Source organism: Thermoplasma sp. Kam2015 (assembly GCF_003205235.1).
Classification (GTDB): Archaea; Thermoplasmatota; Thermoplasmata; order Thermoplasmatales; family Thermoplasmataceae; genus Thermoplasma.
Map to the genome: position 1 here is coordinate 204,578 of NZ_QJSM01000018.1, position 11,635 is coordinate 216,212.

The 11,635-nt window shown below is 43.2% G+C and carries 11 protein-coding genes; 5 read left to right on the forward strand and 6 right to left on the reverse strand.

The window, feature by feature from the left end; all coding sequences use genetic code 11:
- Positions 1-25: 25 nt before the first annotated feature.
- From DMB44_RS02745 to DMB44_RS02755, 3 genes are all read right to left on the reverse strand, one after another.
- The gene (locus tag DMB44_RS02745) at positions 26-1,207 is read right to left on the reverse strand and encodes a (Fe-S)-binding protein (RefSeq protein WP_110640543.1); all 1,182 of its coding nucleotides are present in this window, start codon (positions 1,205-1,207) and stop codon (positions 26-28) included.
- Complete coding sequence (locus tag DMB44_RS02750) at positions 1,200-2,579, reverse strand: FAD-binding oxidoreductase (protein WP_110640545.1); 1,380 nt, start codon at positions 2,577-2,579, stop codon at positions 1,200-1,202. Before DMB44_RS02750 ends, DMB44_RS02745 begins: the two co-directional genes overlap by 8 nt.
- Positions 2,580-2,741: 162 nt before the next feature.
- Positions 2,742-3,005, reverse strand: coding sequence for a hypothetical protein (locus DMB44_RS02755; protein WP_110640547.1), 264 nt, complete (start codon positions 3,003-3,005; stop codon positions 2,742-2,744).
- A 236-nt stretch (positions 3,006-3,241) separates the two neighbouring features.
- Between DMB44_RS02755 and DMB44_RS02765 the strand changes: the two genes are divergently transcribed.
- Positions 3,242-6,499: a hypothetical protein gene (locus tag DMB44_RS02765; RefSeq protein ID WP_110640551.1), complete on the forward strand. Its 3,258-nt coding sequence runs from the start codon at positions 3,242-3,244 to the stop codon at positions 6,497-6,499.
- Between the two features lie 149 nt (positions 6,500-6,648).
- The gene (locus tag DMB44_RS02770) at positions 6,649-7,122 is read left to right on the forward strand and encodes an HAD-IIIA family hydrolase (RefSeq protein WP_110640554.1); all 474 of its coding nucleotides are present in this window, start codon (positions 6,649-6,651) and stop codon (positions 7,120-7,122) included.
- On the opposite strand, the gene DMB44_RS02775 is transcribed toward DMB44_RS02770, so the two are convergent.
- From DMB44_RS02775 to DMB44_RS02785, 3 genes are all read right to left on the reverse strand, one after another.
- Complete coding sequence (locus tag DMB44_RS02775) at positions 7,108-8,418, reverse strand: tRNA(Ile)(2)-agmatinylcytidine synthase (RefSeq protein ID WP_110640556.1); 1,311 nt, start codon at positions 8,416-8,418, stop codon at positions 7,108-7,110. The two genes, DMB44_RS02770 and DMB44_RS02775, sit on opposite strands and share 15 nt — an antisense overlap.
- A gap of 5 nt (positions 8,419-8,423) precedes the next feature.
- Positions 8,424-9,200, reverse strand: a complete 777-nt coding sequence (uppS, locus tag DMB44_RS02780; protein WP_110640558.1) for a polyprenyl diphosphate synthase — start codon at positions 9,198-9,200, stop codon at positions 8,424-8,426.
- A 76-nt stretch (positions 9,201-9,276) separates the two neighbouring features.
- Positions 9,277-9,738, reverse strand: coding sequence for a hypothetical protein (locus DMB44_RS02785; RefSeq protein WP_110640560.1), 462 nt, complete (start codon positions 9,736-9,738; stop codon positions 9,277-9,279).
- A 103-nt stretch (positions 9,739-9,841) separates the two neighbouring features.
- Between DMB44_RS02785 and DMB44_RS02790 the strand changes: the two genes are divergently transcribed.
- From DMB44_RS02790 to DMB44_RS02800, 3 genes are read left to right on the forward strand one after another with little or no spacing between them, the layout of a single operon-like run.
- On the forward strand, positions 9,842-10,237 hold the full coding sequence (locus DMB44_RS02790; protein WP_110640562.1) for a hypothetical protein: 396 nt from the start codon (positions 9,842-9,844) through the stop codon (positions 10,235-10,237).
- Positions 10,237-11,217: a hypothetical protein gene (locus tag DMB44_RS02795; RefSeq protein ID WP_110640564.1), complete on the forward strand. Its 981-nt coding sequence runs from the start codon at positions 10,237-10,239 to the stop codon at positions 11,215-11,217. The genes DMB44_RS02790 and DMB44_RS02795 overlap by 1 nt, the downstream gene beginning before the upstream one ends.
- A gap of 51 nt (positions 11,218-11,268) precedes the next feature.
- Entirely contained in the window at positions 11,269-11,625 is a 357-nt protein-coding gene (locus tag DMB44_RS02800) for a type II toxin-antitoxin system ParD family antitoxin (RefSeq protein ID WP_110640566.1), read from the forward strand.
- The last annotated feature ends 10 nt before the right edge of the window (positions 11,626-11,635 follow it).

Genomic DNA, 11,635 nt, shown 5'->3' on the forward strand with positions numbered 1-11,635 from the left:
AAAGATCATAGGGCTATAATAATGTTCAATGTACAGAACCAGCGGAAACACTGTATCCGTCTGAGAGAAGAATTGAAGATATATCGGTGACGCTGTCGTCCTTGGCAAGATTTGCATAGCATATGGGGCATGCCGTCACTATGGGAAGTCCTGTTTTACTGAGCTCATTGAACCTCTTTTCTGATATATTTTCCGAGATCTCAGGAAAGAGAAGCTCATCTGGACCACCGCAGCATCTCGTTGGATTCTCCTCCACATTGACATCGAATATCCTGCTAACGTATTCTGAGAAATCAAAATACCTTGAGAAGTGGCATGGTGTATGTATCGCGTATTTTCCAGATATCTTATGCGTTCCTATCAGATCTATGTAATATACCACCTCAAAATTGAACTCAGTGTATCTCGGATATATGTACTTCAGAAGCTCGTATGTATGAGGATCCACAGTTATTATTCTCTTCACGCCCTTCGATTGGAAGAGTTTGGAAACGTATCGTGCATAATCTCTGAACTCATCTTCAAAACCGAGATCGTATATGAATGTGCCGGGATATGGCTCCTCGGATCCAAGATATCCAAACTTTACGCCATTCTGCTTCAAAAGTTTGACAATGTTTATCAGATATCCGTTCATACGGTCCATCATAGCTTTATCGTAAAGATCACGAAATATTGAGACTGAAGAGGGATGTTTTCTTATAAATGACGCCAGCTGAACCTCGTATTGACCGAAGAATTTGCGCAGTTTGCCAAATTTTCTTAGGTATGCCATAAGCTGATACATGTTTCCGGTATAGAGCAGTGTTTCAGACGCATCGAACTCAATACCTCTTGCCCACTGGGCACATTTCTCCCTCACACCCAGGGGATTCCTGTATCTCATCGTAAGTTCCACTATCATCTTAGCGATTTCAGGCGCCTTTCCTTGTTTCGCCAGTATCATTCTTCCGATCTCACTTACCCTTCCTGCATTCACCCCTGCAGGACATACCGTCAGGCAGGCATAGCAGTCAACGCATGAATAGAAGGATGCAGAGGGATCTATGCTATCGTTCCTGTAGAAAAACTTTGCAATATCAACTCTCCCCCTTGCCCCCTTCGTTGAAAGGAAGCCGGCAGCGGGCAGCGTTGGACATACTGATTCGCAGAATCCACAGTTAACGCATTTTCCAGCTTCTACAATCAGATCCTGAAGATCAGTCAAATATATTACCCCTGTTCAGTATGTTCTTGGGATCGAATATCTTCTTCACGGATTTCATCAATTCCAGTGTCCTCATATTGTCGTTGAACCGCATCTCCTCAAGAAGGAGTTTTTTCTTCTCTATACCTATCCCGTGCTCAGCTGAGACGCTCCCTCCATGCCTGACCGAGATCATCGCCATATCCATCATGAATTTGTTAACTCTCTCCATAGACTGGCTGTCTGAAAGGTCTGCAAATATATTTGCATGTATGTTTCCGTCGCCTATGTGACCAAACAGTGCAGCTCTTATGCCGTCCTGATCCCTTGCCATCTCGATCTCCTTTAGTGTAGAAGGTAATTCTGAGACGGGAACCACAACATCACCTATGACGATGTACTCTCCCTCCTTTTCCCTCAGCTTAAGTATGGAGGCGTATAATCCCTTTCTGGCCTGGTATATCCTGTTCATCTCCGTTTCATCCATGGTGCTCCTCGTTTCTATGGCGTACTTCTTCAGGATGGCCTCAATGTCATCTTTGCGCCTCTGCACCGTCTCCTTTGATCCGGATGCGTCCAGCAGGAGCGCGTAATTTGTTCCCTGTGGATATTTTATTACATCCGGCACTGAATCGAGAGAGATCCTGTCCATGAATTCAGCCATCTCAGGTATGATGTGTTCCTTGATCTCCGCAATTGCCCTTCCTGCATCGTCTATCGTTTTGAAGAATGCCAGAATCCTCGCTATCCTTTCTGGTTTTGGCCAGATCTTCAGATAGGCCTTTGTGATGACCCCCAGAGTACCCTCAGATCCTATCATGAGAGCAGTCATGTCATAGCCCAGGGATCGCTTCAGAGTTTTGTTTCCGAATTTCACAAGTGTCCCATCAGCCAGGACTATCTCCAGTCCAAGCACCCAATCCTTGGTAACTCCATATGCCACCCCTCTTAGGCCGCCTGCATTCGTTGATATGGATCCGCCCACGGTGGCCGCACGGGAACTCGCAGGATCCGGTGGATAGAAATGATCGTATTTTTCCAGAAAGCGCTCAAGATCATCCAGCCTGACGCCAGGCTCCACTGTTACGCACTTATCATTCAGGTTCAGATCAAGTATATGATTCATCCTGAGCATGGACATCACCACGCCCTCCGTTTTGAGTATAGACGATCCAGTAAGAGAAGATCCACCTCCCTTGACAACGACGGGAACATCATACTTGTATGCGATCCTCATTATATTCTGTACGTCCTGCGTAGAACCTGGCAACAGGACTGCTTGGGGCATCTCACCCGTGAAATAGGAGGCATCGTTCATATAAGGTATGAGATCCTCCTTCTTGGTTATGACGTATTTGCCTAGGATAGGCCTGATTTCATCAATGAATTCCATAAATATCTAATAGTTACGCATAGTTAAGTGTTTGCCTATAATCGTTGATATCAGCCGCAATGCGCTGTTCATTAGGATTTAGATAGAAGTTAGGAGTTTGAGGGAAGCAGTAATTCTCCTTCTTCGGACAGGGGATATACGGACTTCCTTCAATGGAAATATTTATAGATCGTCTTCCCATATTTTTTTTGTATCATCCATGAAAACCAAGTGGATGATAACTGAATAGGATCGATGAGATCCGAATACAAGCCTGTGGAGATCGCAACCTCCGTAACCCTTCTTCCAGACGTGACCCGAAGGAAAGTTTCCAATGACGGGAAACTGCGATATGGCAGTATGGGGATCGAGTTTGATAGTTGAAGCAGGAAGATCCGAAGCTTGAGCTGAGGAGTAGCTCACCACTGATGGAAAACGCTTCTTCATTTCCTGAAGATCTGAGACGCACAGCTTCCCGGAAATCCAACTTTAAAATAAAATGAGGCGATCAGGAATATGTTATAAAATATAGTTGATGTAAATAGTTTTCATATGGATAAAATATAAATAATCTTATAAATAAGTCAGTAAAATCCGATCTCATGAAGAGATTCATTCTGATCTTGTTCGTCTTATTCTTATTAACCCTCCAGGGTATTGTATCGCATTCCAATGCTAGTTCTATGAACATAGGAGACTCCGAAACCCATTCAGATTATTACTGGTACGGAAATCTTGCTGTGGGCTCCGAGAGTATAATGAATATAACCAATGAGAACTTCTTCCTCTACGGCCATTATCTAAACGTCAGCGGAGATCTCAATCTGTACAATTCTACGATTCACCTCAACTGGACATCGATCGACGTCAATAATGGATTCCTGCGACTTTACAATTCCACCATAATCGGAAATGGATCGGTGTACCTGAAAGAAGCCACCTTATACTCTTACGGCTCAGCTATATCGCAGAGAGGAGATGATTGCCCATTTACCGCCATGAATTCCACGGTATATTTTGTTAGATCGCGTGTATTCGGTCAGGAGACGTCAGCAGAACTCAATTATGACGTTTATAGATATTACAATGATACCTATCAGAGCGGAGGCAGGGTTGATCTGCAGACCTCACAGAATGCCTCTGGATACCCATATGAGCTTCTGATATCTATAAAATATGAATACATGAATACCAGCCATCCAGCTTCTGTGTATCTGACGGATGAGAACAGATCAGAATATATACATTTCAATCAGTCAAACGATGTGACAGAATCAAATTTCACGTTAGATCTTCCGTACCTAGAGCCCGATCCGATTCCGGAAATAGACGTGGAGAGCAATGAAAGCGATCTGATGATTTATTCTGTGAATGTTCTGGCCATTGCCAATGATACCTATTATCTCTTCGGTCCAGCTCATTTTGATCTGTATATGAACGGAAGCACCATGTACAGCGTCGATTCAGAGTTCGATCTCAACGATGTTCCGATACATCTCCAGGACGGCCTCATGAATCCAGATACTACTGGTATATATCTTTACAGGTCATCGGCCTATGTTGCGGATTCAGGTTCTGACACAGGTAATATTACGCTTATGCCCTTCATAACCACGATGTCAACAGTGCATTATTTTGCAGCAGTGAACGTGAGCTATGAGGTCGACGGCGAGATTCGGCCTTATAATGGGTATATAGATCTCGCTGGAGGAAATCTGATCAGAGTAAATGCTACGCTGGCAGATATCTTTTCCTCGGTCTTCAGCTCCAGCGGTCTGTATGCGCTCCCAGTATGGACATACAGCTCCATCATGAACTTCACGGGAAATTATGAGATAAAAATATTCAATAGAACCGAATATTTTTCCGTACCCCCCTTTCCAGACATGGGGACAGTTGCATTCTCCTTTATAGGATCGGTCACCCTGCCGCTGATCCATATAAATTTTCCATCCAGCATACTGACTGGTGTGAATTACACAGTAGAGGTGGGTATAGAAGCTCTTTATGCGTCTACAGGAAATCTTTCTGTGGCGGTGTCTCTCGCGGAAAACTTCACTGACTACAAACTATGTTACCTGCATCTCCCTCCTCTTAGAATCGATTCGTTCACGAATCTGACAGTAAAGCTGCATGATCAGATGCCTGCGGGCGTATACAGGATATTTTATGAAACCAATTCCTCTGGAATACTATTTGCTTATCAGTATTCCAACGTGATCGTCCGTGAAGACGTCAACGTTTCAGTGCATTATCGCTATTACTATGCCAGGCCGTTCACCGATGTCGATCTTTCACTTGAACTGCACAACCCATCCAGCGAGATCTCCACAAACGATCTGGCGATATCCTTCCTATCGCAGAACATCACCGTATATTCAGACAACCTAACCCTTGAGATTCCTGCAGGATCATATTATAACAGAACGTTTTCCATAGGGTCGTCGGAGAACATAACCTCCGCCATAATACGCTTGGGCTATAGCCCGGAGATGTACAATTCATATGATGGGTACTACAGCAATATAAGGTTTCTTCCCTTGTTCAGCAGATATGCCGTTAGGATAGAAGAGGTAGGATCAGAGATTTACCCTCTTAACATAAGCATTGATAAGATGAATTATACGGTATACTCAGACAACGACACGCTGATGATACCAAACGGAACCTATTCGATACATTCGTCACCTGTATCAGGATACAGTGTGCAGTTACCCGGGTATTTCGCCGTAAACGGTTCTAGTTTAACACTTTACGCATATGTATCAAGGACGCTGTACAATGTATCATTCATCTCAGATATGCCGTCAGGCTGGAGTCTATACGTCGACGGTCAGCATTATCATAATCATTCGATCATGCTGCCAAACGGAACATACAGTATAGAGGCCATCGGTGCAATTGGATACAGAAATATATATGATAGTATATCCGTGAAGGGAAACAGCCTGAGAGTCTATCTGAATTTTACGAGATCCGTTTACACATTGAATGTAATGGTAGATGGTTCGAAAACACAGCAGCAGATCGATATCAACGGTACGGTCTACAATATCAGTGGAGATATGAATATATCCACAGTTTCGGGAGAATATCGCATAATTGGCTTGAACTCTACCTATCTCAGAACCAATTTTTCTGAAAGTCTTGATCTGTTCACAAACACCACGATCACGGTTAAATATTACAGACCTAACGCAATTATGCGTATTCATTCGATTGGCTACAGCGAACCTTTCGCGATATTAATCAACGGATCAGAATACATGGTAGTTAATGGTTCAGAGTTGAATATTCCGTTCGGAATATATGCAATATCAATGACTGGTATAGATGGCTATAGGGAAAGCTACGCAAGCACCATGAGCATCGACACTCCAAACGAACGTCTCAACATCACTTTCAGCAGGTGCGAATACAAGATCATTATAAGAACAGGCATCGCCTCGAATGTGACCCTTGGAAACTACAGTTCTTCCACAGGAATGCTGAGTGTGTCTGAATATTATGGAACTTACAATTTGACCATATCCAGAGTGGGTTATGATACAATGAGAGAGAAGATTCTCATTGGATCCAACGAAACACTGAATTTTTCACTGAAGATTATGATATTCGCAGTCAAAATACATGCAAATATTAAAGCGTTCGTTATAAGGGCGGGGAATCAAAGTTATAGGGTAGCAGGAGATAATTTCACCCTGTATCTGCCCTATGGATATCACATCATATATCTGACGAAAGACGGATATGAGCCGTCGGTTGCATATCTTAACATCACAGAGAACGAGACCTTTTACATGAAGATGAGGCCTATTCCGCCGTATATTATTATTCTATCGTTCATCGAATACAATTATCAGATAATTCTAATTTCAGTGCTGATTTTTGCGGTCGTATATGGATCAGTGATAAGACACATTCGAGTTGTCAAACGTTGAGTGTAAATATGATTATAATTGCACCTTTTCTCAGACGTTAGTGCCTATAATTAACGATTTTCAATTTTCCAGCTTTGATCGAAACCATTACGCTATCAATAAATAGTACGTTGCTCATATCGATATGAAGGTGTACAGGGACTGTTTGCATGAGGGTAATATATCGAAAAGACGAGGAATTGCGCAAGACGCTTTTCGTAGACAGGGACGGAACAATCAATAGAGACTGTCCATACTGCCACAGAGTTGAGGATCTTTATATATATGATGATGCTGTGGATCTGATCAGGCGATACGAAGAGAAGGAGTACAGGATAATAATCGTCACCAATCAATCTGGAATTCGAAGGGGCTATTTTTCGTATGATGAATTTTTTAGATTCAATGGCGCCCTGGTAGATTATCTTCGTAAGCGAGGGGTCATTGTTAGCGCCACATATTTCTGTCCGCACATGCCTGAAGATAACTGTCCGTGTAGAAAACCAGCCCGCGGCCTTATAGATGAAGCGTTATCCGACTTCAGAATAGATATGGGCGGATCCATCGTCGTAGGAGACAGAGAAGACATAGACGGTGCCCTTGCAAATAATACTGGGCTACCCTTTATTCTATTGAAGCATTGATTGAACTGCAAATAACCCTTCAATTTCGAATGGCATGGAGAGATGCCTCCTTGCTATCACGGGCACATCATATCTGCCAGGGCTGACATCTCTCTTGATCTCAACGAACTCTCTTGATCGGTATCTTGCCCCGCATTTTGGGCATCGGAAATCATGCTGTCCTTTCGATATCGTACGTGTACCGCATTTATGGCAGATCGGATTCTCCATCCTGTATGTTTTCGCTATGCTATGTATGATCATCTTTTCAACATTCAGATTTCCGTTCACATAAGATCCGTAAAAACTCACTGAATCACCGGTCCTGAGTTTAGAAAACGTCGATCGGAATTCCTTTGTTGGCTCGAAGGCTGCAGCTGTCAGGGATCGATCTCTGTAGCGAAATTTGAGAAAGTAATGGCCTCCAGGTACGGCTATTGGATCGCTCTCAACATACCCTTTTAGCGAGTATGAATGAAGATCCTCTATATTCTCAGGTTCATGTATTATGTGATCATCCGTTGCCTGATTTGTCTTGAACACCAGGCGGCCCTCATAGGATATGCTGCCCGCCTCATTTATGGCATCGGACGCTGCAAGCAGCAAATCATCCTTGAAGCCCCTTATACCGTAGATCACCGGCGTTTTTGGATGAGGAAAGATGGCCGGATATGCATTTCTCACATCGATATTGTTGAACGTACCCTCGAATGAATCAGCCATGGCGGCCAGCCTGAGTTTAGTTTCCTTGGGCATATCGGGTGGCCTTGGATATGCATATTCGAGTACCTCATAGGTATATCTTCTGGCCGGCCATGCCATTGCTGCAGCAGATCCAACTATTCCATGACCCTCCTTGATCTTATGAAATATAGCATTCGACCCACTGATGAATTTTTCTGCCGTGGCCACTGAAATTTCCTCTTCCAATGCCTTCCAGTAAAAATTTTCGTCTAGCTGGCGCTCTGAGACAACTATGCCGGGATGTGTGGTATAGTAGTCCGTCACGGCATATTCGCTTACCAGATCTTCGGCGATTTCCATCAGATCGCTCGCATCAGCTGGCCTGTATTCATCTTCATATGAAAGTACAGGTTTACCCTGGACATCGCCGATTATCCGTGTTCTGCCTTTACCATATCCTAGCCTCAATACGATGGCACCATTGCCCCTTGTCTTGAATCTTATATTGGGATTCAATCTGACAAGCCATGGGTCTCCTATTATGTCTAATTTGGACTCCTCTATCAGTTTGAGCGCCAGATATGTGGTGCACATGCTCTCTGGAGAATCGGTATCATCTATGGCAAGAAACATATGATCTACCTTCCGAACCTCCTCTGCCTCCTCTGATACGAGTATATGGCCCTGAGAAAATCAAGCTTTGAGAACTCAGGCCAGTAAACATCCGAAAAGTAAAGTTCAGAGTATGCACTCTGCCAGAGAAGAAAGTTCGATATTCTCTCCTCTCCGCTGGTTCTGAGTATCAGATCTGGATCAGGTATTCGGCCATTGTAAAGGTATTCCCTGAACTTGTTCTCATCAAGTTTATCAATATCCAGTTTCCCGGCCATTGCGTCTCTCGTGATCCTCTTTATCGCATCGAGTATCTCTTCCCTTCCACCATAACCGATCGCAAGATTGAGTTGGTAATTGTTAAAATTTTTGGTGGTTTCCTCAACAACGTGAATGGTCTGCCTCAGATAGGCAGGCAATATTGAAAGATTGCCTATGACCTTTACATTTATCTTATTTTTATAAACGCGTTCATCCCTGAGAAGCGATCTGAATGCATCGTTGATCAGGTTGAAGAGAAAATCTATTTCATCCTTGCTCCTGCGGAAATTTTCTGTTGAGAACGCATAGAACGTTACGATCTTTATATCCAGCTCCATGCACCAGTCGACGACCTCCTCAACCTTATCCTTTCCCTTTACATGACCTTCATTTTCCGAAATACCCACGTTTCTGGCATATCTCCTGTTTCCATCCGTTATGATGCCTATATGCCTCGGCCTAGGGTACTTCTTGACTTCCTCTAGAAGTACATTCTCGTAGACTTTTGAGGCCAGATCTCCCAGCTTATTGGATACGCTCATGAACTGCAGATATGATCATAAACGACTATATAGGATTATGTAAAATGATAAAATTATGAAAATTAATAAAATTACATCATTCTTGAATTATCTCATCCACGAAGGTTGAGATCTTTATCACCGTGGTCTTCTTTACGGTCTTTGGAATGCGCAGAACCTTCACACCGTCTATGAATGCCACATATTTCGAAAATTCCTCATCAGAGATGTTGCGAAATGTCAGCTCTTCTATGTTTCTGAAGGCGACCTTCTGTCCGAGATCCTTCAGATCATCTGCAGTTATCTCCAGTTTCTTGAAATTGTCGATGTATCTTGGTATTGCGCCCTTGGCACCCTCTATGAAGTTCTGAGATATGTTTCTGACGCCTTCTACTGTTCCGAGGAAGGTTCTGTAGGCGTCGTTGGTGATCTCACCTATGGTCTTCCCCGTGTGTTTTGCCAGTTCGCTGACGTTTTTGTAGATGTCATCTCTTATCCCCTTGACGGATATCGTTATCTTCTTTGTTTCTTCCTCTTCCTTCTTTTCTTTTTCAACCATATGTAGTTATAGCTTTCTAGTATATAAGATTACCGATAATCCAGATTACCAATAAACCAAAATCATGGGAATGATTATATTACATGCTTTGGATAACGTGCCTATGAAATATGCCATAAGAGAATATAAGGGTAAGAATGTTGATCTTGAGAAGCTGTCAAAGGCCATTGAGGATTATTTTAAGGAGGAAAATTTTGTAACTCAATCAAGCCAGCATCCCAACGGCTATCTTGTCCAGGCGAAGAAGGGCGGGATCTTCAGGACGATACTCGGCATGGATCGCGCCTTCACAATAGTCATATCAGGCACACCTTCAGATTTTCGTGTGCAAATAGGACTCGGCAAATGGCTGCAGGATCTGGGGGTAGCTGCGATTGAGGCATTCTTCATAACGCCGGTTCTTGCTTTCATAGAGGTTCCGGAATCACTCTGGTCGTTTGAACTGGAGCATGCCCTCTGGCAGTTCATAGAGACTCAGATAAATCTTGGACTGCAGTGATGTCTCTTAGAAACACCCTGATCAGAGAATTGAGGAAGAGAAAATCCATCGGCGTGGATCAGTATGAGATAGAGGAGCTGATGGGCTTTTCAAAGTCAACGGCTTCGGAAGCTCTTTCAAAGCTTGAAGCCGAAGGCATAATAGTACGCCTTAAGATTGCAGGAAAATCTAAGCGTGTCTGGCTCAGAGAGTACTATCCTTACTATGATCCAAGTATCATAAGGATAGGCTGCCTTAAATCAACAGAATACGCTCGTTTTCTGAGCATTGCAATGGATTATGGGGAACGCACCGGAACTAGGATCATGATCAGGTTTTACAACGATGCAGGTTCTCTGCTTCAGGACATATCCTCTGGAACGCTTGAATTTGCCCTCGCTCCCATATTTACGGAAACGCTCTTTGCTCTTTCTCAGCATAATATAGTTGTTGTAGGTCCGGTCGCGTCAGGTGGATCTGGTATATTTGAAAATCCTACATCCGGTTCAGACGCAATAGCTACCAGTGAATCTACGTCAATGATGCTTCTCTCTAGGGAATTTCAGAAGAAGCACAAAAATGCAAAGCTAGTTGTGTTCAACGATCCGGTTAAGGCAAGAAAGGACTTCGAGGCCGGTAATTTCAAATATATAGCAATCTGGGAACCCTATGCTTCAGCAATAGATGGCAACAAAGTTTACGATTATTCCGATCTCATGGACAGTTTTCCATGCTGCGGTATATCTGTGCCAGCTGACAGATACAAAAACGGGCGCCTGACCGATGTGGTGAGCATCTACAGGAACGGTGAAGCTAGCATAAGGTCAGACATCATAGATCTGCTTGCCAAGGCGACAAAAGTTGGAAAGAGTGTGGTAAAAAGAAGTCTGGAGAGCTATAATTTTCATCTAAAATATGATATGCACTCTGTAATGGAATATATGGATTTCATAGGATACCCGACCGCAGAGGAGGCAATTAAAAAAGTCTTTCTGCTATAAAAATGAAATTACATCAATCTAATTGCAAAAATTTATATTCCATTAATGTCTATGTCAGACATAGGAGGTAAAGATAGATTGAATGATGAGAAGAGAGTCACGGTGAGACTATCTGGATCGATGGTCCAGGAGATGGAGGATCTCGTGCAGAAAGAAGAATTTGAAAGCATTTCCGATCTCGTCAGAAAGGCAGTTTCTTCATTGCTAGAATCCCGTGGCGTCAGAGGAGACTTTGTTCCAGTTCAGATAATGATACCTAAGAATCTGGTTGAGAAACTTGGAAAGGATTCAAGTAGGCCTGTCAATCTGAGCTTGGATGATTTTTCATCGCTCATACTGGACAGGATTAATGGTCTCACGGTGAGGGAGACGATAAAGAAAATTGTACACGAAGAAAATATTAAATAAACTCCTGATC